The 22,936-nt window shown below is 65.8% G+C and carries 20 protein-coding genes and 1 pseudogene; 11 read left to right on the plus strand and 10 right to left on the minus strand.

All coding sequences use genetic code 11. The features are described 5' to 3' along the window. Positions 1–40: 40 nt before the first annotated feature. Both IAE24_RS26175 and IAE24_RS26180 read right to left on the minus strand, forming a co-directional pair. Positions 41–1,213, minus strand: a complete 1,173-nt coding sequence (locus tag IAE24_RS26175) for a hypothetical protein (RefSeq protein ID WP_199962354.1) — start codon at positions 1,211–1,213, stop codon at positions 41–43. After that, complete coding sequence (locus IAE24_RS26180) at positions 1,201–2,766, minus strand: hypothetical protein (RefSeq protein WP_199962353.1); 1,566 nt, start codon at positions 2,764–2,766, stop codon at positions 1,201–1,203. The genes IAE24_RS26175 and IAE24_RS26180 overlap by 13 nt, the downstream gene beginning before the upstream one ends. An 877-nt stretch (positions 2,767–3,643) precedes the next feature. Between IAE24_RS26180 and IAE24_RS26185 the strand changes: the two genes are divergently transcribed. Continuing rightward, positions 3,644–3,913 carry a type II toxin-antitoxin system prevent-host-death family antitoxin gene (locus IAE24_RS26185; RefSeq protein ID WP_199962352.1) on the plus strand — a complete coding sequence of 90 codons (270 nt, stop codon included), beginning with the start codon at positions 3,644–3,646 and terminating at the stop codon, positions 3,911–3,913. A 261-nt stretch (positions 3,914–4,174) separates the two neighbouring features. Further along, positions 4,175–4,330: pseudogene (locus IAE24_RS26190) on the plus strand (DbpA RNA binding domain-containing protein); the annotation flags it as partial. Between the two features lie 162 nt (positions 4,331–4,492). Here IAE24_RS26190 and IAE24_RS26195 read toward each other — a convergent pair. Beyond that, on the minus strand, positions 4,493–5,440 hold the full coding sequence (locus tag IAE24_RS26195) for a LysR family transcriptional regulator (protein WP_199962351.1): 948 nt from the start codon (positions 5,438–5,440) through the stop codon (positions 4,493–4,495). Positions 5,441–5,506: 66 nt separating this feature from the next. Here IAE24_RS26195 and IAE24_RS26200 point away from each other — a divergent pair, with 66 nt between their 5' ends. The 3 genes from IAE24_RS26200 (at position 5,507) to IAE24_RS26210 (ending at position 7,288) form a co-directional block, all read left to right on the plus strand. Beyond that, positions 5,507–6,289 (plus strand): SDR family NAD(P)-dependent oxidoreductase, encoded by a 783-nt coding sequence (locus IAE24_RS26200; RefSeq protein ID WP_199962350.1) that lies wholly within the window; start codon positions 5,507–5,509, stop codon positions 6,287–6,289. Between the two features lie 83 nt (positions 6,290–6,372). Continuing rightward, on the plus strand, positions 6,373–6,840 hold the full coding sequence (locus IAE24_RS26205; protein WP_183020242.1) for a MerR family DNA-binding transcriptional regulator: 468 nt from the start codon (positions 6,373–6,375) through the stop codon (positions 6,838–6,840). Then, a complete protein-coding gene (locus tag IAE24_RS26210) occupies positions 6,833–7,288 on the plus strand; it encodes a PaaI family thioesterase (RefSeq protein ID WP_199962349.1) in 456 nt (151 codons plus the stop codon). Before IAE24_RS26205 ends, IAE24_RS26210 begins: the two co-directional genes overlap by 8 nt. A gap of 106 nt (positions 7,289–7,394) precedes the next feature. On the opposite strand, the gene IAE24_RS26215 is transcribed toward IAE24_RS26210, so the two are convergent. From IAE24_RS26215 to IAE24_RS26225, 3 genes are all read right to left on the minus strand, one after another. Next, positions 7,395–8,696 (minus strand): multidrug transporter MatE, encoded by a 1,302-nt coding sequence (locus tag IAE24_RS26215; RefSeq protein WP_199962348.1) that lies wholly within the window; start codon positions 8,694–8,696, stop codon positions 7,395–7,397. A 453-nt stretch (positions 8,697–9,149) separates the two neighbouring features. Next, complete coding sequence (locus IAE24_RS26220) at positions 9,150–10,265, minus strand: 3-deoxy-7-phosphoheptulonate synthase (protein WP_012203965.1); 1,116 nt, start codon at positions 10,263–10,265, stop codon at positions 9,150–9,152. Between the two features lie 72 nt (positions 10,266–10,337). After that, positions 10,338–12,563 carry a hypothetical protein gene (locus tag IAE24_RS26225; RefSeq protein ID WP_199962347.1) on the minus strand — a complete coding sequence of 742 codons (2,226 nt, stop codon included), beginning with the start codon at positions 12,561–12,563 and terminating at the stop codon, positions 10,338–10,340. A gap of 189 nt (positions 12,564–12,752) precedes the next feature. On the opposite strand from IAE24_RS26225, the gene IAE24_RS26230 reads away from it, so the two are divergent. The 5 genes from IAE24_RS26230 to IAE24_RS26250 all read left to right on the plus strand — a co-directional run bounded on the left by IAE24_RS26230 (position 12,753) and on the right by IAE24_RS26250 (position 17,999). Next, on the plus strand, positions 12,753–13,496 hold the full coding sequence (locus tag IAE24_RS26230; RefSeq protein ID WP_199962346.1) for a GntR family transcriptional regulator: 744 nt from the start codon (positions 12,753–12,755) through the stop codon (positions 13,494–13,496). Further along, the gene (locus IAE24_RS26235) at positions 13,493–14,311 is read left to right on the plus strand and encodes a 3-hydroxybutyrate dehydrogenase (protein WP_199962345.1); all 819 of its coding nucleotides are present in this window, start codon (positions 13,493–13,495) and stop codon (positions 14,309–14,311) included. Before IAE24_RS26230 ends, IAE24_RS26235 begins: the two co-directional genes overlap by 4 nt. 75 nt (positions 14,312–14,386) lie before the next feature. After that, entirely contained in the window at positions 14,387–15,703 is a 1,317-nt protein-coding gene (gene fahA / locus IAE24_RS26240; protein ID WP_199962344.1) for a fumarylacetoacetase, read from the plus strand. A 189-nt stretch (positions 15,704–15,892) separates the two neighbouring features. Then, positions 15,893–17,497 carry an SPOR domain-containing protein gene (locus IAE24_RS26245; protein ID WP_200016402.1) on the plus strand — a complete coding sequence of 535 codons (1,605 nt, stop codon included), beginning with the start codon at positions 15,893–15,895 and terminating at the stop codon, positions 17,495–17,497. 151 nt (positions 17,498–17,648) lie between these two features. Then, complete coding sequence (locus tag IAE24_RS26250; RefSeq protein WP_012203959.1) at positions 17,649–17,999, plus strand: I78 family peptidase inhibitor; 351 nt, start codon at positions 17,649–17,651, stop codon at positions 17,997–17,999. Positions 18,000–18,075: 76 nt separating this feature from the next. Here the strand turns inward: IAE24_RS26250 and hemW are convergent, their stop codons facing one another. From hemW to IAE24_RS26270, 4 genes are all read right to left on the minus strand, one after another. Then, entirely contained in the window at positions 18,076–19,320 is a 1,245-nt protein-coding gene (gene hemW, locus IAE24_RS26255; protein WP_012203958.1) for a radical SAM family heme chaperone HemW, read from the minus strand. Continuing rightward, positions 19,317–19,919: an RdgB/HAM1 family non-canonical purine NTP pyrophosphatase gene (gene rdgB / locus IAE24_RS26260; RefSeq protein ID WP_012203957.1), complete on the minus strand. Its 603-nt coding sequence runs from the start codon at positions 19,917–19,919 to the stop codon at positions 19,317–19,319. Before rdgB ends, hemW begins: the two co-directional genes overlap by 4 nt. 99 nt (positions 19,920–20,018) lie before the next feature. After that, on the minus strand, positions 20,019–20,924 hold the full coding sequence (locus tag IAE24_RS26265; protein WP_012203956.1) for a PP2C family protein-serine/threonine phosphatase: 906 nt from the start codon (positions 20,922–20,924) through the stop codon (positions 20,019–20,021). Further along, a complete protein-coding gene (locus tag IAE24_RS26270; protein WP_012203955.1) occupies positions 20,921–21,952 on the minus strand; it encodes a serine/threonine protein kinase in 1,032 nt (343 codons plus the stop codon). Before IAE24_RS26270 ends, IAE24_RS26265 begins: the two co-directional genes overlap by 4 nt. Positions 21,953–22,041: 89 nt before the next feature. On the opposite strand from IAE24_RS26270, the gene IAE24_RS26275 reads away from it, so the two are divergent. Then, a complete protein-coding gene (locus tag IAE24_RS26275) occupies positions 22,042–22,935 on the plus strand; it encodes a YicC/YloC family endoribonuclease (protein ID WP_063326985.1) in 894 nt (297 codons plus the stop codon). Position 22,936 lies beyond the last annotated feature (1 nt).

Raw genomic sequence — 22,936 nt, forward strand, 5'->3', positions numbered from 1 at the left:
CCAAGTGGTGTTAGCCACTCTTATTCAGCGTTGCCATAGGCTACGGGCTGGTCACCAGATCCAACGTTCCATCTGGCAGGCTGCCGCCCACGTCCGCATAACTCCGGGGGTCTAACAGCCGCCAGATCGGCACGACATACGACTGGCCTCGGTCCACGTCCCCCGCGATATGCATCCCCACCAACGTGAACTGGTCGTCCGCATCACGCAGCAGAACGGGGCAGCCACTGTCGCCGCTGAACGTGCACTTGCCAAAGCGCACTTGCAATTCAAGAACTCGATGCTTGATCTTGCGCTTCGATCCATCAGCGAACTGATAGGTCAGTTCCCACTCGCGCTCCACTATCGAGCGCTCCGCCGGAAATGGCGGCACACCGCCATCGGTGCGGTCAGGATTGTCGGCGGGCGCGAAGATCTCCAGCGACAGGCCATCCCCGAGCAATTGATCGAACTCCTCCTCGGACCGCGCCCATGGCCGCTCGGCCGACAGGCGCAGCCCGCCGAACAACGCGGAGAAAGCCGCGGGCCGCAGCAACTTGGCCAATTGAACATCAAAGCTCATCCCCTCTTCGAGCGGAACCACTCTGCCGCCGAATCCGGTGCTGGCGGCCAATGGCTGACCCAAGCCTACCCTGGCACCGACATGGCCGCCCATGCCATCCGGGCTGAGGCATGGAGTCAGCACATGCATAGGCGCCAGCGCATATCGCTGGCCGCCCACCGAGACCGCCCAGGCCAACACCCCCCGCGCCCACCAGCCATCAGTGCAGTCCACGCTCACACTTGTCAGGGCCTGCGCCCCAGCGCCCTCCAGCCGCGACTGTGTCTGTACATCGGTCGGCACCGACACCACCTGTTCGCGACCATCGATCCAGGCGGGTGCCAGCAACTCCCGAGGCAACCGCTGCGAGGGGCTTCGCGCCAACTGCCCTTCCGTCATCTTGCGGCGCACTATGAACACCACGCACGGCTCGTTGTGCAAATACTCGACGCCTTCCTCATCATTGCGGCGGCGCAGGCCTGCCGTCACCGTCACTACCTGCCGCACCGAGCGCGTAAAGTCTGCCTGCCGGCATAACGCTAAGCAACGCGCCACCGACATCTGCCGCGCCGGGGACAGACTGACCCAACGTGCCCGTGCCTCGACCAGCACCACATCGTCTATCCCGGTTGGGTCCGGGCTGGGAGCATTGCGAATCGTCACTGGATACATGTGGCGGGGACGGTCGCCACAGAGAATTTGGCGGGTGCCTTGCGCATGACATCGGCCGCATCGGGTGCCAATTGAAAGCCATCCCTCAACAAGTCAAGCAGCTTCGACCGCACCTCCTTGTTGGCGATCGGCACTGGCTTGGCGCCAGCCTGGCACGCCAGCTCCACGCGCAAGCCATTTGGGTCGAGATACCAAGTGCTGATGGTCAGCCTGGATGTACCGAAAGTCATGGACGCGCCGCTATCTTTCGCGGCTTTTAAGGCCTGGACCATGCTGGCAGACGGGCCGCCGGCCGCTGCCTGGGCATCAGCCGTCGTCTTGCCAGCCTCGCGCACCTTGATGACCAGCGTGGCCTGGTTGCGGGGCGATGACGAGTCTTCCACCAAGATGGTCAGATCGTGCGGCCCCTTGGTGGTTTTCGGCACCTTGACGTCGAACAGGTTGCCACCCGCCAAGGGCGACACCAGCGAGATGCCGTACGTCGGCTGGCTGGTGATCCGGGCCGTGTAGTTCGTGGCGCCGCCCGACACGAAGAAGCTCTGGCTTTGGTCATCATCCTTGTTCGCGGTGAAATTCAGCACGGATGTGGAAAGCTTGAACGTGCTCATTTTGGCGACGTCCGGCACGCATTTGTCCATGTCGCTCACGTCCACGTCAGAGGTGTGGCGCACGGCTCGCTGCGCCAGCGCATCAGCCAATACGCCCACCCGCGCCTCAGCGCTGGCCATTTGGACCAGAGCCTGGCCAATCGCTGTCAGATTCGGCAGGGCTACGCCAGCGTTGGGGCGGGCGACACCGGAAGAACTGACGTTTTTTCCTCCGGAAGATTGGGAAGAGGGCCCTCCGGTGCTATCCGCCGATGCAGCAGGCGCTGCATCGGCACCCACCGCCTTGCCGAAATCGCCAGCCAAGCCGGCCAGCGATTTCAATGACTCCATCACAGCCTTGGGCTCGGGCACGCCCTTGGCCGCCATCTCGTTCACCGCTTGGTGAATGGCATGCAGCGTGCCCATCAGCTTGCCAGCCATGCCGGCTTCGCGCTCACCTAAGGCATCCGCATCCTTGCTGGCAGCGCGGGCTCGCTCCAGCGTCTCTCGGGCGCTGGCAATCCTTGACTTGGCTGCTGCCTTGTAGTCGGCAGGGATGCCGTCGGCGCCCAGCAGTTGCAACTCCGCATCGCTGATAGCACCCGCCAACACAGGCAGTTCCTGCCGCAGCGCTTCCGTTTGTCTGGTCTGATCGCCCACCGCGCGCGGGTCCACCCGCAGAGCGCGGCCAATGGTGGCCGCGCAATTGACGCGGCCAATGCCCACTTGGTACGCATCGAAGATGGGCTGTTGCAACGCCGTAGTCGAATACAGGTATGTCGCGCCGCCCAGCCCGGCGGTCGTTTTCAAGACATCCTTGTGCGCCGTCGAGATCGCCGCAGCGAACGAGGCCACCCCTAGCCCGAACAGCAAGTCATTGGTCAGGAGCTTTCTGCCCATCTGCTGCTCCGCCTTAGCTTCGAACTGCGTCCGGAGCTGCTGGGCATCCGCCAGCGCTGCGTCCATGCCGGCAGGAGGGTCTGCCACGGGCCGCCACTGGACGATGGGGTTAACGCTGCAGCCAGTCAGCAACAGGAGCAGGGCTAAAGCGGCGGCTATGCGACAAACAAAGGACTGAGGCATTTATCCCCTCCCGAGCCATATGTGGGCATCGCCAGCTTTATGAAATCAAAGCGGGCTGTGGTGCGCCAGCGTATTACTCTTTGCAACACTTGATGTAAAGGGTAAGCCCTTGGACTATGAATTCGCTCTAATGAAGGTTGGCAGGAATCGCCGAAAACTTGCGCTGACTGGTTGATGCCATACGATCGGCCCTCATGAAGCAAACCAGCTTGGCCCAGCCGCAGTCCCGACAAGCGCACGTGAAAGTGTGAGTTCCCGGAGTTGATGCAGCGGGTGAGCATCACGTCGCACAGCGAGCTTTCGACAAGCTTCTGGCGATAGGTGTCACTGGCCAGGGTCTCGCACTTAGCAATGAACTGGGTGCCCATGGAGCCCAGGTCACAGCCCAGAGTGCGTGCGGCGCGCGGTGCCACGCCGTCGGACAGTCCGCCAGCCAGGATCAGGGGGCATCCAAGACATCGCGCACGGCGCGGACGAAGGCGGAGGGGTTGGCCCAGCCGGTATGCCCCCCCCCCCGCAACAGCGGTCAGCAGTGCTGGTCCAAATGGCTGCCAGGCGCGCCGGTGCGAGATGCATCCGCATTATTCGCTGGAAATGCGTTCGCCTCGGGAGTTCAGGTGACAACAGGCCGCAGGGACTGACCAAGCGCTTGATTGCGAATAAGTCGGGGGGCGGGAATACAGGGGCAAACTCACTCCGAGGCCCTTCCCGCGCGGTGGTTGGATTAGCCAAAACAGCCAATCACCGGAGGATTTCCACCATGCACGTAACCGCCACCGAAGCCAAGAATCGTTTTGGCAGCCTCTGCGCGCAAGCCAAGCGCGGGCCTGTGTTCGTCGAGAAGGCGGGTCAAGTCGACACGGTCATCCTCTCGGTCGAGCAGTACATGGCCTTGCAAGCCAGGCACGACGACGCGGGTAGCGCCACCTGCAGCAAGGCATTCGAAGCCGAATATGGCGAGTGGATCGCGGCGCAGAACGCCCGCGTTGAAGCCCACGGCATCCCCGGTGCCGACCTGTGTCCGTGGTGAGTCTGGACGACGCCGACGCCATCGCCGGCAGCCCCATGACAGATCTCGACCCTCCATGGCTTCAGCACCCCGCTGGCCGTCTTCTCGCACATGCCGGCAATGGCCCAGCAAGCCCCTGTTCTTTCTCAGTGACCAACGTGCCGCACCTCGGTCTTGAGAGCGCCAAAACAAAAATGCCGCCATGACTGCCCCCTCGGCTCCCCCCCCCATTCCTTCGAAAAACTTGCGCTTTCGCCTGCGACGCTCGCCAATCTTGAGCGGCTCGGCTACACCCGCGAGCAAGTGGGCAAGATCGCCATCACCGAGTTCGCAACCTATGTGGCCGTGGACCGCAAGATTGCCCATGACGTGGTTGCCCGGCTCAATAGCGGGAAGATCAAGGGGCGAACGGTGAAGGCGCGCTTGCTCAGGGATTGAGGGGTTGCAGGCACCGAGGCACGAACGACGACAACGGGTCGTTCCGCGCCAGCAAAGGCCCATTCATGTTTCGTTGGGATCAACGACCAACGATGGTCCTGGCTGCTCACCGGGTACGTCGTTCGCGCCCTCGCCTTGAAAGGGCAGGAAAGACCGTGCCTGTCATGGCTTCGCAGCGGGGCTGGCCGCATTCGCCTTTTCTGCGGGCGGCTGCAGCCCATCGGCCAGCGCCGCACCCAGCGCGTCAATGACCGCCCGCACGCCCGGCACGTTGCGGCGGTCGCGGTGATAGGCCAGGTACACCGGGCAGGACGGCAGTGGAGCATCCACCTCCAGCCGCACCAGGCCGGGCACGGGATGGGCCATGGCGTCGGGCAGCAGGCAGATGCCCTGACCTTGCTCCGTGGCCTCCTGGCGGGCCAGGTCGGAGCCGGATCGAAAGACGAACCGGGTGGCGCCCCGGCTGGCCAGCCACAGGTTGGAGGCGTCCTGCCGGCCGGTGGCCAGGTCCTGTCCCACGAAGTCGTGGCAGGCGAAGTCCTGCACGCGCAGGTGGCGACCCGGCAGGCGCTGCTCGACATAGCCGTGCGAGGCGTACAGGCCAAACGTCAGTTGCCCCGCCCATTTCTCCACCACCACGGCCGAGCTGGAGCGCCCGACCCGGAGCGCGACATCCACTTCGCGCCGCCCGACATCCGTGAAGCGCGACTCCACGGCCACTTCGATATGCAGCCCGGGGTGCGCGCTTCTCAACTGCGAGAGCACGGCGGTCACGGGCTTCACGAAGCCCTCGCCCATGCTGACGCGGATGGTGCCGGTCAGCGCATGGGCCTTCTCATCGGGCCGGTCGTCGCGCTTGATGCCGCCCAGTCCCAGCTCGAACTGCTCGGCCAGCTCCACCAGTTCCATCGCATCGGGCTCGACCGTCGTCCCTGCGCTGCTGCGGTGTACCAGGGCGCGGCCCAGGGATTGCTCCAGCGCCTCGATGCGCCGCGCGACGGTGGAGGTGGACAGGCCCAGGGCAGCGCCTGCGGCAAGCAGGCTTTGGTAGCGGTGAAGCGCCAGGAGCACGCGCAGGTCATCCCAGGTGGTGGGCGGTTGGTTTTTCATGAATGCAAATCAGCTTACCAGCGCTGCCCATTCCCAGCCGGGCACCCCGTCGCAATACTCGAGTGCATGAAAACCCCTTTTGATTTCTCCCAGAAAACCGTCCTGGTGACCGGTGCCTCCATGGGCATCGGCGAAGTATTCGCCAGGGAGCTTGCCCGCCGTGGCGCCAAAGTCGTGCTTATCGCGCGCAGCCGCGACAGGCTCGAGAAGCTCGCCAGCGAATTGCCCGGCGCCGAATTCCTGGTCGAGGACCTGGCCGCACCCGGGGCGGCCCGGCGGGTCTTCGATGCCGTCAGCGCCAGGGGCCTGCTGCCGGATCTGCTGGTGAACAACGCGGGCTTCGGCACCCACGGCAGGTTTGATGAACTGGCGCTGGCCATGCAGCGGGAGGCCATCGATCTGAATGTGGGAGCCCTGGTGGAATTGACGCACCTGTGTCTCCCCGCACTGGAGCAGCGCCAGGGCGGCGTCATCAACATCGCCTCCACGGCAGCGTTTCAGCCGGTCCCGTACATGGCGGTCTACGCCGCGACCAAGGCCTTCGTCCTTTCGTTCAGCGAAGCGCTCTGGGCCGAATACCGGCCGCGCGGCGTGCGCGTGCTGGCGTTGTGCCCGGGCGCTACCGACACGGCGTTCTTTGCCCGCGCCGGCGAGGCCGCATCCTTCGGGAAAAAAGCATCCAGCGAAGACGTGGTTCGCCTGGGGCTAAAAGCTTTCGACGACAACCGCGCCTCGGTGGTGCACGGTTGCGCCAACTACCTGACGGCCCTGGGCGCCCGCGTTGCCACGCGCGAGTTCATGGCCCGGTTCACGGCGCGCGTGATGAGGCCTGCCGCGCAGCCGGCTTGAAGACGACTGCCAAGAGACAGCGATAGAAAAAACCTGTCACCTCCCCAACCCTAGTCCAGCACAAGCCTTGCTAGCCTTGGCACATGCTGATCTCCGAACTCGCCCAGCTCACGGGCGTCTCCATCCACGCGCTGCGGCACTACGAGCGCGCGGGCCTGCTCAAGCCCCGGCGCCTGCCCAATGGCTACCGCGACTATCCGCGCTCGGCCCGGCGCGAGGTGGTGTTCATCGCCATGTCCCGCGCGCTGGGGTTCGGGCTGCCGCGCATTGCGGAGAACCTGCGCGCCTGGCGTGCGGGGCGCATAGGTCCCGGTGACCTGGCCGATGCCGTGCAGCAGCGCGTGCAGGAGATAGACGAACAGATCGCCGCGCTGCAGGCCCAGCGCGCCCAGGCCCTGGACCATGTGCAGTGGCTGCGCGCCCGCCAGGCCGAGCGGGATCTGGCGCAGACGGCACCGGCCCCAGCCAGCACCCCCGACAAACCCGCCGCGCCCTGGCCGCGCGTGCGCCGTGCCGCTTCACCCACCACGAAGGAGACAAGCCATGACTGAGCCGACCACGCACCCCACCCCATCCACCCAGGCGCTGCAGAAGGCCGTGCTGGCCATGCCCATGGCGCACACCCTGGGCCTGCGCTTTGTGCGAGCCGAGCCCGGCGCCACCGAGCTGGAGATGCCCATTGCCGATGCCCTGTGCTTTCAGCCGGGCCAGTTGCAGGCCACGGCGATCTTTGCGCTGGGCGATTTTGCGGCGGTGTCGGCCGCAGGTTCGCTGCTGCCTGCTGGCTGGGCCAATGCCACGGTGGACGGCAGCGTGAAGCTCTTCGCGCCCGCACGCGGCACCCACCTGCGGGCGCGCGGCCGCGTGGTGGATGCCGGCCGCGTGCTCAGCATCTGCGCGGCGGACCTGTACGCGGTGGCCGAGGATGGTCATGAAACGCATTGCGCGACCTGGCTGGGGACGGCGCGCAATCTGGAGCCGAGGCCCGTGCGGGCCTGAGAACGATCCCCCGGTCTCCCCACCCCGTATGTCAGCGCCTGCGTCGTGGCGGTTGCGGGGCTGCAAGGTTGTCGAAGGGCAGACGACCTCGCCAAGGCCACCACGGCTACAAGCGTTCCTTCAAGCCAATCTTTTCTTCAGATAGAGACCCTCGCCTATTGTGAATAAGCAATACCAACATCACACAGGACACGAGAGAAGAAAACGAGAAAATATAGTTGATCATGGAATAACTGGAGCCATGGAAGCCCAATGACATTGGGGCAAAAAATATCACTGCATAAATAGTCCAAAAAATGATTCTTGACGACCAATAAAGACCTAGCCCACCAGAAATTGCTGCCGCATAGAAGAACACCACATCCGTAACTCCTTTGCACAACAAGGAAAGGAAACCCTCACCTACAATTTCAGAACCATTCGCTTCCGATATTTCATAGAACAGCATGAATACAGACAATGCAACAACTGGAATAATGGCACAAAAAATCATCAATGACGACGAATCTTTGATGAACTGAAATTGCACTGCCCATTTTCCACGATTTTTGGATATCTCCATTGCCAGAAGAGCACAGACTCCCATGGCAGGCAGCTCTGCCAACAGCAATATGGCAGAAGCTTGAGATTGAATTGCAGAATACATTGCACCCAGCCCTGCAACAGACATTGACAATATATAAAGCAGATATTTCCCAAAGAAAGCATTGGCATAGCCAGGGATCAAAACGGAAAATATTCTTCTGCCAGGCAATCCACGAAAATTGAATGAAAAACTGAATTGACCGTATTTCCGCATCAAAGCATATGCGGCAACGGAAAAAATGATGTCACTGAACAGATAGGCCAGAGCGACCGAATCGTCACTCATCCACTCATTCTTCCCAAGCAGCGCCAGCACAACAATCACACATGCTGCATGGAAAAAAACCTGCCACATTCTGAATTTTGCAACGATGGCAGTATGTGATCTTGACTCAAGAACGCAGCCGCATACATTGATGATTCCGAAGAAGGGAATACACAGAATTATCAATCTTGCCTGGGATATGGCTCCATCCAATAGCTCCTCTGGCAAACCGGATATCAGGGTTTTCGAGATAACAGGAAGCCAATACACCAAAATAAAACAAAACCCGGTGTACAGGAATACCAGCCAAAACAGCAAACTGATGAGTGAGTCCGATTGCTCCTTATCTTTGCTTGCAGACATTTCCGAAAAAAAGATCGCACCAATACTCGCTGGCAACACAAAGAAAAGTGATGCAAAGGAAAGGGCTATGCTGAATTGGGCAACGAGAGTCGAGCTATAAAAACTAATGGCAAAAATGGTGACCATGGAGGCAAGCGGTGGGGCGGCGCGTCCAACTGCAAGATCAAATACCCGCTTTGCATCACCAGGCCTCATACCTATCCCTCCTCCTCAGAATCAAAACCCATGATATATGACTCGAATTCTTTGAAATGAAGATCCTGCTCTTCTTTGATAGAGCCATTCATTTCCCTTGTCCTTCGCCCCTCTCATCCCGGAATATGGACCACCATAACAATGGCGGCCAAATATATTGGTGCAATCCTCGAAATACATCTGGATGCAGCAATAGAAGAATCTTTTAATCCGATATGAATAAATCAATCATTCATTGCAAAAATACATGATGCAATCGGACTGATCTGAAAGTCTTGATGCACAGCCTGGGCTGCACCAGCGCCTGAATGGAATTCGCAGTCTGCCGACCCTGCTTTACATCGGCGGCTCATATGCATGCCACTGCGCTGTGGCGATTGCATTGCAGTCCTGCCGAAGGACAGGACTGCCCCATTGCCTGACGCGGGTCCAAAACAGACCCGGCCAGTCAACTCACCCCCGCAGCTTCGCCCGCCGCGCCTTCACCGCCGCAGCCAGCTGCTCCAGCACAGGCACGGTCTGCTCCAGGCTGATGCAGGCATCGGTCACGGACACGCCATGCGCCAGCGGCTGGCCGTCCACGATGTCCTGCCGCCCTTCCTGCAGGTGGCTTTCGACCATCAGCCCCGTGATGCGGGCATCGCCACCGGCGATCTGCTGGGCCACGTCGGCCGCCACGTCGATCTGGCGGCGGTGCTGCTTGCTGCTGTTGGCGTGGGAGACATCGATCATGACCTGCGGGCGCAGGCCTGCGCCTTCCAGCAGGGCGCAGGCGGCCTGCACATGCTCGGCGCCGTAGTTGGGCTGCTTGCCGCCGCGCAGGATGACGTGGCAGTCGCCATTGCCGCGGGTCTCGAAGATGGCGGACTGGCCCATCTTGGTCATGCCCATGAAGGCGTGGGGCGCGCTGGCCGCCTGGATGGCATCGCTGGCCACCTTGACGCCGCCGTCCGTGCCGTTCTTGAAGCCCACGGGGCAGGACAGGCCGCTGGCCAGCTGGCGGTGGCTCTGGCTTTCCGTGGTGCGCGCGCCGATGGCGCCCCAACTGACCAGGTCGCTGATGAATTGCGGCGACAGCAGGTCCAGGAATTCCGTGCCCACGGGCAGGCCCAGGGCCAGCACGTCCAGCAGCAGGGCGCGGGCCATTTCCAGGCCTTCGTTGATGGCGAAGCTGCCGTCCAGGTGCGGGTCGTTGATGTAGCCCTTCCAGCCCACGGTGGTGCGGGGCTTCTCGAAGTAGACGCGCATGACCACGAGCAGCTCGCCGGCCAGGGCGTCGGCCTGGGCCTTGAGCTGGCGCGCATAGTCCATGGCCTGGTCGTGGTCGTGGATGGAGCAGGGTCCGACGACAACGATGAGCCGGTCGTCCCGGCCCTGCAGCACGTCCGAGATGGCGGCGCGGCTGGTTTCCACCAGTTGCTGCGCGGCTTCGGGCGCGGGCAGCCATTCCTGCAGCAGGGCCGGGGTGATCAGGGGGCGCACGGCCTTGATGCGCAGGTCGTCGATGCGGGTGGTGTCGTGCGTGCTCAGGGGCACGGCACTGCGTTGTACGTGGGTGGGGGTGGTCATGGCGCTATTGTCGCGCCTTGAGGCTTCCCGACCGGGGCGGGGCAAGTGGTTTGCCCGCCCCTTGGCATCGACTTACTGAGCCGCCGGTGCAGGTGCCGGTGCGGACTCTGGCACGGCCGGCACAGCGGCCGGTGCCGCGCCGTACTGCCAGCCGGCGGGCAGCAGGCCATCGACCCAGTGCAGGCGCCAGGCCATCAGCGCCAGCAAGGCCACCACGGCCAGCGCCACCAGGGTGTTGCGCAGGCCGTTGCCTTCCGCATAGGGGTCGCCCGCCGTGCGCCGTGCACCCACCGGCACCTTGGCGGTCTGCGACAGGCTGCGGCCCAGCGGCAGGTTGATGCGCATGCGGCCGTTGATGGCCCAGCCGCTGGCGTCCAGGATGGGCCCCAGGCTGCGCTGGCGCAGCTTGAGCCAGGCAATCATCATGCTGGGCCCGGAGATGGCCGCGATGAGGCCGACCAGGGCCACGGGAATCCAGGGCCCCAGGTCGATGAACTTGCCGAAGATGCCCACCAGCACGGCGCTGATGGAGCCCAGCGCCACGCCCAGGGCGGCCACGGTGCCCACATCGGTCTTGCGCGGTGCGGCCGCAGCCGTGGCGGCTGTGGCGTTGGCCGCAGCGGTGCCGGGCGCCGTGACCAGCTGGCCGGCCTGTGTGCCCAGGCTGGCGGTCACGCCCTCTTCCTTGGCCGAGGCGCGCTTGGCCACCTGTTCCTCCACCATGCGCAGGAATTTCTTGTAGGGCAGGAAGAAGGCCTGGCCGATGCTGGTGGGGTTCTCGATGAGCTTGACGATGGTGGCGTCCCAGTCGTTGCCCGCGCGGTCATAGAACACGCCGTTGCGGCCCACGAAGAGAAAGTCCACGTCGCCGGCCGTGAAGGCCGCGACGATGGCTTTCTTCTTGCCCTCGCGCCGGAGCTCGCAGTAGGCCAGGCAGGTCTTGGCACGGCCGGCCAGCGCGGCGTGGGCGGCCGTGTCGCTCACTTCCACGGTCAGGTCGCAGCTGCGCGCATCCAGGTAGAGGGTGCCGGCCTGGAAAGCCGCGCCCTCGCGCCGGTAGAAGCTGCTGAACGAGACGAAGTTGTTGAGCAGCACCAGCAGGTCGCGCTGCAGGCGGATGAGCTTTTCCAGCGCCACGGCCTGCAGGCTGTGTTCCTTCTCGGACTCGTCCTGGGCGATGAGGTCCAGAAGCGCGGCTTCCTGCCCGCCGTCCAGCAGCGCCTGCACCTCCTGTTGCGACAGGGCATCGAGCGGCGTGGCGGGCCGGGCCGCCAGCCATTGGCGGCAGGGCTGCAGGGCGGCCTTGACCTGCTCCCACTGCGCGGCGGTGATCTCCTGCAGGTCTTCGCCCAGCACGGGCTGCACGGCCTGCTCGCGCAGGGCCTGCAGCGCGCCGGCCCAGGCGGGGTTGACGCCCTGGGCCAGCGGCAGCGCGCGGTCGGCCGCTACGGCGGCCAGCGGCAGGGCGGCAATGGCTTGGGCGCCGCTGTCCAGCACTTCGCGGCCCAGGGCGGCATAGCCTTCGATGGAGGGGTTGAGCGGGTCCTGCGCGCGCGTGTCGAAGGCGGCCAGCCGCGTGCGTGCGAAGAAGTCGTCCACCTTGGCTTGCACCGCGTCCACGGCGCGGGCGGCGGCCAGGGCCTGGTCGCGCTCGGCAATGCCGCAGCCCAGGGCCTCGGCGCCTGCATGCCAGTCGCGCAGGGAACGCAGGTCGGCATAGAAGGACTCGGCCTGCTTGCGTGCGATGCCGGCCACGCCATCGGCGCCCGCCGCCGTGCCATAGGCCTTGCCGATGCGCTCGACCAGCGCGGCCAGCGCCTTGTCGTCCCCGGCGGTGGCGGGGCTGACGATGCCGTCGCCATTGAAGCGCATGGCCGCCAGGGAGGCCAGGCGCTCGCGCACCTGGGCCAGGCTCAGCGCGGCGCCGCCGGCCTGGCCGGACAGGGCCAGCATGCGCTCGGACTCGGCATGCAGCAGGGCGCCCTGCTCGCTGTCGCGCTCCAGGCTGGACAGTTGCAGCACGTCGCCGCCATCGGCCAGCACCTGAGGGTCACGCACGCGCGCCACGGCCCATTGGCAGGCGGCGATCAGTTCGGGCGGGCGGATGCGGCCGTCCTTGTCCTCGTCGATCAGGTCCAGCGTGTCGCTGTCGAACTCGATGCCGCGCGTGGGGCAGGCCAGGGCCACCCACAGCTTCTGGTCCAGCTCGCCGATGTGCGCAATGTCCTGCCCGGTGCGGATGACCACCTGGTCCACTCCACCGGCGCGAAAAAACTCCCAAGCATGTTGCTGCTGCATGAAATACCCAACGGCCGCTCTGGCCAACATTCAAAAAACGAAAACGAAAAACCGAAAAAGGGCCGCAGTTTAAAAGTCATTCGGCCTGCTCAATTGAAGACATTTGTCAACGATGGGCGTCAGCACAGGCTGTCAGGGCTGGCGCTTTGTGTGAAAATAAAAGCACTGAATAGATACTTTATTGCCTCCATGCCCTCCAACTCCACCGCGTCGGCCTCTCAACAAGGCCGGGACAAGCTGCACCTGCAGCTGGCGCGGCTGTTCCGCAGCAAGGTGTCCACGGGCGCCTGGCCCGTAGGCAGCGCCATTCCCACGGTGCAGGAGCTGGAGGCGCTGCATGGCGTGTCGCGCACCACGGTGCGCATGGCACTGGGCGCCCTGGTGGCAGAGGGCCTGCTGCTCACGCGCAAGCGCGGCGGCACGCGGGTGATTGCGGCGCCCTACAAGCCGCCGTCCTTTCTGCTGCCCACCAGTTGGAAGGAGCTGGTGGCCTTTGGCGCCCACATCGGCCAGATCACCCTGCACACCGGGCGCGACTGCCTGCCGCCGATTCCCGAAGGCTTCCCCGACGTGGGCCGCATGGCCCCCGCCTACGTGCACCTGCTGCGCGTGTACGACCATGACGCGGCGCGGTTCTGCCTGTCGCAGCTGTACCTGGAGCAGCAACTGTTCCCCGAGATCGAGGCCCAGCTGGAGCGCAGCTCCCTGGCCGTGGCCCTGAGCAGCGACCCCTCGCGCATTGCCGTGGCGCGCCAGCACCTGAGCGTGGCGCCGGCCGACGAACTGGCCGCAGAGCACCTGGGCGTGGCCCTGGGCACGCCGCTGATGCAGGCGTTGCGCTGGGCCTGCAACGCCGATGGGCTGCTGATTTACTGGGCGCGGGTGCGCTTTCTCAGCGAGTACGTGCATATGGAAATGGATCTTCTGAAATGAACCCCACCCCCTCCTCCCCGGCTTGTCGCCCGCATGCGGGCCGCGTGGCCTGGATCACCGGCTCGACCAGCGGCATCGGCCTGGCCGTGGCGCGCCATCTGGCCAGCGAGGGCGCGGCCATCGCGCTGCATGGCCAGGCCGCCGCATCGGCCGAGACCGATGCACTGGTGCGCGAGATCGCCCAAACGCATGGCGTGCCGGTGCGCCACTACGGGCTGGACCTGCGCGACGGCAGCGCCATCGCGCCGCTGGCGCAGCGCATTGCGGCCGAGCTGGGGCCCATCGACATCCTGGTCAACAACGCAGGCATGCAGCATGTGAGCCCGCTGCTCGAATTCCCTGCCGGCAAGTGGGACGAGCTGCTGGCCGTCAACCTCTCGGCGCCCTTCCACGCCATCCAGGCCTGCGCGCCGCAGATGCTGGAGCGCGGCTGGGGCCGCATCATCAATATCGCCTCGGTCAGCGGGCTGGTGGGCGTGGCGCGCAAGCCGGCCTATGTGGCCAGCAAGCACGGGCTGATCGGCCTGACCAAGTCGGTGGCGCTGGAGTTCGCCACCACGCCCGTGACCTGCAACGCCATCTGCCCCGGCTGGGTGCTGACGCCACTGGTGCAACGACAGATCGATGCGCTGGCAGCGCGCGAAGGGCTGGATGCCGAAGCGGCGGCGCGCCAGCTGCTGGGCGCCAAGCAGCCCTCCCAGGCCTTCGTGACCGTGGAGCAGGTGGCGGCGCTGGCCGGTTTCCTGGCCAGCGAGCAGGCCGCCCAGGTGCGCGGCGCACACTGGAACATGGACGGCGGCTTTGCCGCCGCCTGACCCCGCCACGCCTCGCCCTGCCCCGCCAAACCCCTTTTCAGACCAACGACAGACAAACCCAACCAGGAGAGACAGATGTCCTTGAACGAAACCCATGACGCAGGCCTGCGCAGCTGGGTGGCCTCGGCCAATACCGGCGCCAGCGACTTTCCCATCCAGAACCTGCCCTACGCGGTGTTCCGCCGCGCAGGCAGCCAGGAGGCCTGGCGCGGCGGCGTGGCCATTGGCGACCAGGTGCTGGACCTGGCGCGCGCAAGCGCCCTCAAGGCCCTGGGCGATGCCGTGCAGCCGCAGCTGGAAGCCGCTTCGCAACAGCACCTGAACGGCTTCATGGCCATGGGACCTGCCGCCTGGTCGGCCCTGCGCCTGGCGCTGTCGCGCGCGCTGCGCGAAGGCGCTGCCGCACAAGCGGCACTGCAGGATTGCCTGGTGGCCCAGTCCGACGTGGAATACACGGTGCCGGCCCAGGTGGGCGACTACACGGACTTCTATACCTCGGTGCACCACGCCACCAACGTCGGCAAGCTGTTCCGCCCGGACAACCCGCTGATGGAAAACTACAAGTGGGTGCCGATTGGCTACCACGGCCGTGCGTCCAGCCTGCGCGTGTCGGGCGTGGACTTCCGCCGCCCCATGGGCCAGCTGAAGGCGCCCGACGCCGCAGCGCCCGCGCTCAAGCCCTGCGCACGCCTGGACTATGAGCTGGAGATGGGCATCTACACCGGCGCTGGCAACGCCTGGGGCGAGGCGATTTCCATGGACGAGGCAGAGAACCACATCTTCGGCCTGTGCCTGCTCAACGACTGGTCGGCGCGCGACATCCAGGCCTGGGAGTACCAGCCGCTGGGCCCCTTCCTGTCGAAGAACTTCGCCACCACGGTCTCGCCCTGGATCGTGACGCTGGAGGCGCTGGAGCCCTACCGTACGGCCTTCACGCGGCCCGCCGCAGATCCCCAGCCCCTGCCCTACCTGAGTTCGTCCGCCAATTCCGAGCGCGGCGCGTTCGACGTGCAGTTGAGCGTGGCGCTGGAGACCGGCCGCATGCGCGCCGAAGGCCAGGCCGCCCAGCAGATCACCCACACCAGCTACCGCCACGCCTACTGGACCATGGCCCAGCTGGTGGCCCACCACAGCGTCAACGGCTGCGACCTGCAGCCCGGTGACCTGCTGGGCACGGGCACGCTGTCCGGCCCCACCTCCAGCGAGGCCGGTGCGCTGCTGGAGCTGACCGAAGGCGGCAAGAAGCCCGTGGCCCTGGCCAATGGCGAGAGCCGCACCTTCCTGCAGGATGGCGATGCCGTGATCCTGCGCGGCTGGTGCGAGAAGCCGGGCGCCGCACGCATCGGCTTCGGCGAGTGCCGCGCCACCGTGCTGCCCGCGCGCCAGGCCTGATGGCAACGGCAGATCGATCGGGGCCGATGGATCGGCCCGATTGATCTGCGCGATTGATCTGCGCGATTGATCTGCGCGATGGATCTGCGCGATGGATCTGCGCGATGGATCTGACCGATTGATTCACCCGATCGATCCGCCCGAATGTCGTGATTCCGACAGCCATGAGTGCATGACACAATTGCTGACATGCCCGCCCCATCGGAAGACGCCATCTCAGCACCTCCCGCCACCATCGATTTCGGAAGGCAGGCGGCCCCTGCCCGGCAGGAGCCCGCCTTTGCCGAGCCCGGCAGTTCCAGCAGGCCCGACACGGCCGACTCTCCCAAGAGCCCCAGCAAACTGCCGCCCTCGATAGCCAGCGCCTTCGCCGCCGCAGTCTATGCGCTGCAGCACGGCGATGACGCCGCGGCCCCCAACGAGCGGGCAGGCGCCGGCGCACATTCCGGCGTCATCAGCTTCACCGGCGGACAGGGCACCGGCCTGATGCCGGGCCTGTACGCCAGCCTGATTGGCGAGCCCTCACGCGACTACTACCTGCGCCTGTTCGAGCGCTTCGACGCGCTGGGCAAGCCCTTGCCTACCTGGAATCTGGCCGCAGGCCTGTTCACCCTGCCCTGGTGCGGGCTGCGCGGGCTGTGGCAAGAGGGCGGCCTCTATGCGCTGGCCGCCGGCGGCACGGGCCTGGTCTGGGGGCTGCTGCTGCGCCCCGCGCTGGGCCTGCCCCCGGCCATTGCCCACGGCATCGATGCCACGCTGATCCTGCTGGCCATTGCCATTCCCGGCCTGGGCGCCAATGCCCTGTACTGGCACCATGTGCGCCGCCACACGCTGCAAGCCATTGGCGAGGCCCCCAACATGGCCGCAGCGCACGAACGCCTGGCCCGCCGCGCGGCCACGCCCCTGCGCAAGCGGCTGGCCGTGGCGGCCGGTGCGGTGCTTGCCGCCGCTGCCGGTGCAGGCATCTGGGCGCTGTCGGGCATGCCACATTTCATGGCGGCACAGACCGAGGTGATCCCGTCCGAAGCCATACCGGCCGCTGCACCAGTTTCGCCAGCTGCACCAGCCGTGGCGCCAACGCCCGCCGCAGCCGTACCTGCCGTTGAAGCGCCAAGGACGGAACCGGCGCCCACACCCGCCCCTACTCCCGCCCCCATACCCCAGCCGCAAGAGCCGGCTGCCCAGACCGAGGCGCGCCTTGATCCGCAAGCGCCCTTGCCCGCCGCCGGCAGCACCGTCTCCGGCACGGTCGAACCCATGCCCGTCGTGGCAGCGGCCGGCGCTGCGGGTGCCGTCGCGGCCACTGCAGCGGCAGCCATTCCCGTCAAGGCCGCGTTGGTGCCAGCCAAAGCACCTGCACCTGCACCTGCACCTGCACCTGCACCTGCGTCCGTGCACGCAGCCACGCCAGCGCCCGCCAAGCCCTCCAAGGCGGCGGCTGAAACCAAACCAGCCAAGCCCGCCAAGCCCGCCGAACCCGTCGCAAAGGCCCCGGCCCCGGCACCTGCCAAGGCCGCCTCGGCGGCTCTGGAGCCGGGCAACTACTACATCAACATCGGCGTGTTCTCTGAAGCAGGCAATGCCGGGCGCGTGGTGGAGCGGCTGGAGAAAGCCAAGCTGCCCACGCTCAGCCAGACCCTGCACAGCAACAAGGGCGAGATCGTGCGCGTGCGCTCGGGCCCCTTTGCCAAGCAGCGCAGCGCCGATCAGGCGGCCGCCAAGATACGCGCCATGGGCATGGAGGCCACGGTCTTCCACCACGCCCCCGCGGAAGGCCGCAGCGCGCGGCGCTGAAGCCTTTGCTGCCACCTGTTACTTCCGCATGCCTTCGGCTTCGCCTTGGCCCGGCTCAGCCCGGCTAAGGTATGCGGCATTGTCCGAGGCAGCGCGCCCGCGCCCGCCCTGATACTGCGCAGCAACACCCCATGAATCGAGGAGACAGACCATGCCGATGACCGCCCCCGCCCTCCAACGCCGCCTTGCCGCCCTGGCCCTGCTGGGCGCCACCACCCTGGTGGCAGGCTGCGCCGGCATGAGCAATCCTTTTGGTGGCAGCAGCGGCGGCGCGGCGCAACCGGCCCCGCGCCCCGTGCAGGTCTGCAATGCGGCATCGGCGCAGTCCTTCGTGGGCAAGAGCAATACCTCGGCCACGCTGGAGGCCGCCCGCAAGCAGTCGGGCGCCTACATGGCCCGCGTGCTGCGCGAAGGCCAGCCGACCACCATGGAGTTCAACCAGGAACGCCTGAACCTGGTGGTCGACGGCACAGGCCGCATCGTGGCCGTGCGCTGCGGCTGATCGCCGACCGATTGCGCGGTGGCGCTGGACGAAAAAAGGACGCCGAGGCGTCCTTTTTCAATCGTCGTTGGCCCGCTCACTCCGCCAGGAACAGCTCCTGCAGGTCGCTGAGGAAGTCAAAGCCCCGCTCCGTGGGCACCACACGCCCCAGGTCGCGCGTGATCAGGCCCTTGGCCTGTGCGGCGTCCAGCCCCTTGGCGATGGACGACAGCGGCAGGCCCGTGCGCTCCATGAAGTCCTGCAGCGCAAAGCCTTCGCGCAGGCGCAGCGCGTTGAGCATGTACTCGAAGGGCAGGTCGGCACGGCGCACCTCGCCGTCCTGCGCCAGCGGCGCGCCGGCCAGGGCCTGGTCCATGTAGCGCGCGGGATCGCGAAAGCGCACTTGGCGCACGATGCGGTGCGCAAAGCTGAGCTTGCTGTGCGCGCCCGCGCCTATGCCCAGGTAGTCGCCGAACTGCCAGTAGTTGCGGTTGTGCCAGCACTGGTGGCCCTCACGCGCATAGGCCGAGATCTCGTAGCGCTGCATGCCCGCGGCAGCGGTGCGCGCGGTGATGCGGTCCAGCATGTCGTAGGCCAGGTCGTCCTCGGGGATGGCCGGCGGAAACTTGGCGAAATACGTATTGGGCTCGATGGTCAGGTGATAGACCGACAGGTGCGGCGGGGCGAAGGACATGGCCACGTCCAGGTCCCGCGCCAGGTCCAGTTCGGTCTGGCCGGGCAGCGCGTACATCAGGTCGATGTTGAAGGTCTCGAAGCTGTCGGCCGCCTCGCGCACGGCCGCACGCGCCTGGGCGCCGTCGTGCACGCGGCCCACGGCCTGCAGCAGGCGGTCGTCAAAGCTCTGCACGCCAATGGACAGCCGCGTGACACCGGCCGCGCGGAAGGCGCGGAAGCGGTCGGTCTCGAAGGTGCCGGGGTTGGCCTCCATGGTGATCTCGCAGTCGGCCTCCATGCGCAGGCGCGCCCGGATGGCGGCCAGCAGCCGGTCGATGGACTCGGGCGCGAACAGGCTGGGCGTGCCGCCGCCGATGAAGATGCTGTGCACGGTGCGGCCCCAGATCAGCGGCAGCGCGCTCTCCAGGTCGGCGACCAGGGCGTCGATGTAGCGGTCTTCGGGCAGTTCGGGGCCGTCGCGGCCATGCTCGTGCGAGTTGAAGTCGCAGTACGGGCACTTGCGAATGCACCAGGGCAGGTGCACATACAGCGACAGCGGCGGCAGGCTGCCCAGCTGCAGCGTGCCGGGGCGCATGTAGTGCTGGATGTCGCGCTGCACGGCGGCCTGGGCGCCGGAGGCCGAATCCTGGGGCTGGATGGGAATCATCGCACCCAGCGCTCGCGCACGAGTTCGATCATCTGCAGCGTGGCGCGGCCGCGGTGGCTGTGCGCGTGCTTCACGGCCGGGTCCATCTCGGCAAAGGTCTGGCCCAGCTCGGGGATGTACATCACGGGGTCGAAGCCGAAGCCCTGTGTGCCACGGCGCTCGGTGGTGATCTCGCCGAGCACACGGCCCATGGCGATCAGCGGCTCGGGGTCCCTGGCGCTGCGCACGCCCACCAGGGTGCTGACCATGGCGGCGCGGCGGTCGGCCACGCCCTGCATCTGCTCCAGCAGGGCGCGCACGTTGTTGTCGTCGCTTTTCTCGTAGCCGAACTGCGTGCAGTAGTAGGCCGTGTCCACGCCCGGCAGGCCGCCGAAATGCGAGACGCACATGCCGGCGTCGTCGGCAATGGCGGGCAGGCCCGTGCGCTCGGCCGCGAAGCGGGCCTTGGACAGCGCGTTCTCCACGAAGGTGCAATGCGGCTCGGGCGCCTCGCCCTCGAACAGGTCGCCCTGGCGAATCAGTTCAACGCCCAGCGGGGCGAACATGGCTTGCAGCTCGGCGAGCTTGCCGCGGTTGTTGGAGGCCAACACAATCTTCATCGTAGAAATCCAGTCGGGCGCCCGTGCGCCCTTTGTCGTCAATAGGTTCGGTAGTCCATGCGCGCCACCGGCACCGCTGCTGCGGGCCGGCAGCGGCGTTCAGCGCTTGAACTGGCGCTCGGCCGAGCGGCGTATCGCCTCGTTGATCTCGGCGATGGAGCGCTCGATGGCAGCGTCATCCAGCTCATCTTCCAGGTCTTCGATTGGCCCCCCCTGGATCGTGGATTCAAACGCGTCGTTCTCGATGTCCTGGGTGGAGATGCCCATGGTGGACTCGAAGGCGTCGGGCGTCTCCCACTCCATGGCGATGGCCGTGACGTTGTCGCTGGCATCGCCCGCGTTGCGCAGCGCCGTTTCCACCAGCTGGGGGATGGCCTGGGACACGGTGCGGCCGTGCAGGGTGCGCATCAGGTGCCCTTCGTCCACGCTGCCCCACAGGCCGTCGGAGCACAGGAGCAGCTTGTCGCCCTGCTCCAGCCGGCGCGGCTCGGTCACGTCGTAGATGGGCTTGGACGGCGAGCCCAGGCAGGTGAACAGCACATTGCGGCTGGATGTCTTGAGCTGCGCGGCGATCTCGCCCATCTCCAGATAGGAGTGGTCGCGCGTGCGCACCAACAGCTCGCCACCGCGCACCAGGTACAGGCGCGAGTCGCCGCAGTGGATCCAGGTGATCTTGCCCTTCTGGATGACGGCCGCCACCAGCGTGGTGCGCGGCGTATCGATCATGCCCTTGGCGCTGGCGTAGCGCAGGATCTGCCGGTGCGCGTGCAGCAGCGCATCGACCAGAAAGCCCTGCGGATCGTCCAGCAGCGGCTTGGCCTGGCGCTGGAAATGCACGGACATCACCTGCAGCGCCAGCTGCGCGGCGACCTCGCCTTCGGGATGGCCGCCCATGCCGTCGGCCAGCACGAAGAGCACGGCCTCCCGCGTGTAGCAGTAGCCCATGCGGTCTTCATTGAGCGCCCGGCCGCCGCGGCGGCTCAGCTGAAATACCGAAAACCTCATGGCTTGCGCTCCTGGCCGACGGCCGGCAGGCCTGCCGCGCCGCTGATCTTCTGCATGTTCTTCTTGGCGTCGGTCACCAGCGTGTCCAGTTGCAGGCGCATGCGCTCGGAGACACTGAGCTTGGTGTAGCGGCGCTCACCCTCGCGGCTCAATTCCTTTTGCAGCGCAAACACCGACTGCGGGCGCGAACCCGGGTCCATGGCCATGCACCACTCGACGACTTCGATGAGGTTGTCCGAGTACACGCCGCGCAGCTTGGTCAGCGCCAGCGTGAGCCGGTCCTTGTCCTGGCGCTGCGGCGCCTCGTTGGGCGGAAAGCCCTGCATGCAGGCATAGATGCAGGCGCCAATCGCGTAGATGTCGGTCCAGGGGCCGAGCGACGCATCGCGGCGGTACATCTCGGGCGCAGCAAAGCCCGGCGTGTACATGGGGCGGATGAAGTTGCCCTCCTTGGACAGCACCTCGCGCGCCGCGCCGAAGTCGATCATCACGGCGCGGTCGTCATTGGTGATGAAGATGTTGGCCGGCTTGATGTCCAGGTGCAGCATCTTGTGCTGGTGCACGATGCGCAGGCCGCGCAGCACCTCATCGAACAGCGAGCGGATGGTCGATTCGCGGAACACCTTCTCGGCCTTGAGCTCGCGCGCGGTGACAACGAAGTCCTGCAGGGTGGCACCCTCCAGGTAGTTCATCACCATGTAGACGGTTTCGTTCTCGCGAAAGAAGTTGAGCACGCTGACCACGGAAGCGTGCGAGATCTGTGCAAGGGAACGCCCTTCCTCGAAGAAGCTCTTGAGGCCCAGGCGGTACAGTGAAAGCTTTTCGGGAGCCACGGCGGGCTGCAACTCTCCGGGGGCACGGGTGGCCAGCGATGCGGGCAGGTATTCCTTGATCGCAACCTGCTTGCCCTCTGCATCCAAGGCCAGGTAAACGACGCCGAAACCGCCGGAAGCAAGCCTGCGCACCACCCGATAGCCGCCGATCGTGCTGCCTGGCGGCAATGGCGCCGGCTTGATCTTGGAAGACATTTTTCTCCGGTGAGTCTCAGGGATGAGGCGAAACCCGGATAATCGGGCAATTGCAAGCATCCATCAAAAGTCCAATGCCAGTTTACAGCATGACCGGATACGCCAGTGCCCAGCACGGCGCGTCCGCAGAAGATGGTGGAGCGTCGGGCCGCAACAGCCGGCTCGGTCTGGAGATCCGCTCGGTCAACAGCCGCTTCCTGGATCTTTCGTTCCGCCTGCCCGACGAGTTGCGCGCCCATGAGCCGGCCCTGCGGGCCCTTCTGACCGCCCGCCTCAAGCGCGGCAAGGTCGAAGTGCGCGCCGCCATCGACAACGACGACGGCAACTCCCTGCCCGACCCCTCCACCGCCATGCTGCAGCGCCTGGCCATGCTCCAGGACACCGTCCAGTCATGGCTGCCCGACGCTCGCAGCCTGTCCGTCTCCGACGCACTGCGCCTGGCCAGCGGCGGCGCCAACTCGGCCATCGACTGGAGCAGCGTGCTGCCCACGCTGGCAGAGCAGGCCCTGACCGAACTGCTGGAAGCCCGCGCCCGCGAAGGCAAGCGCCTGGCCACCATGCTGCTGGACCGCATCGCCCAGCTGCGCAAGCTCGCGGCAGACGCCACGCCCCTGGTGCCCCAGCTCGTGGAGCAGCAGCGCCTGCGCTTCATGGAGCGCTGGAAGGAAGCGATGGCCCTGGCCGAAGGCGCCGTGGCGCCCGAAGCCGCCCAGGACCGCGCCCTGACCGAGGCCACGGCCTTTGCCATCCGCATCGACGTGGCGGAAGAAGTCACCCGCCTGGACTCGCACCTGGACGAGATCCAGAGCCTGCTCAAGAAGGGCGGCGAGATCGGCAAGCGCCTGGATTTCCTGATCCAGGAACTGCACCGCGAAGCCAACACGCTGGGCTCCAAGTCCGCCACGCTGGAGCTGACCCGCATCAGCGTGGACATGAAGGTGCTGATCGAGCAGATGCGCGAGCAGGTGCAGAACATCGAATAAG

Origin of the sequence: Delftia sp. S65, assembly GCF_016516495.1 — a bacterium.
In the GTDB taxonomy this organism is placed as follows: domain Bacteria; phylum Pseudomonadota; class Gammaproteobacteria; order Burkholderiales; family Burkholderiaceae_C; genus Comamonas; species Comamonas acidovorans.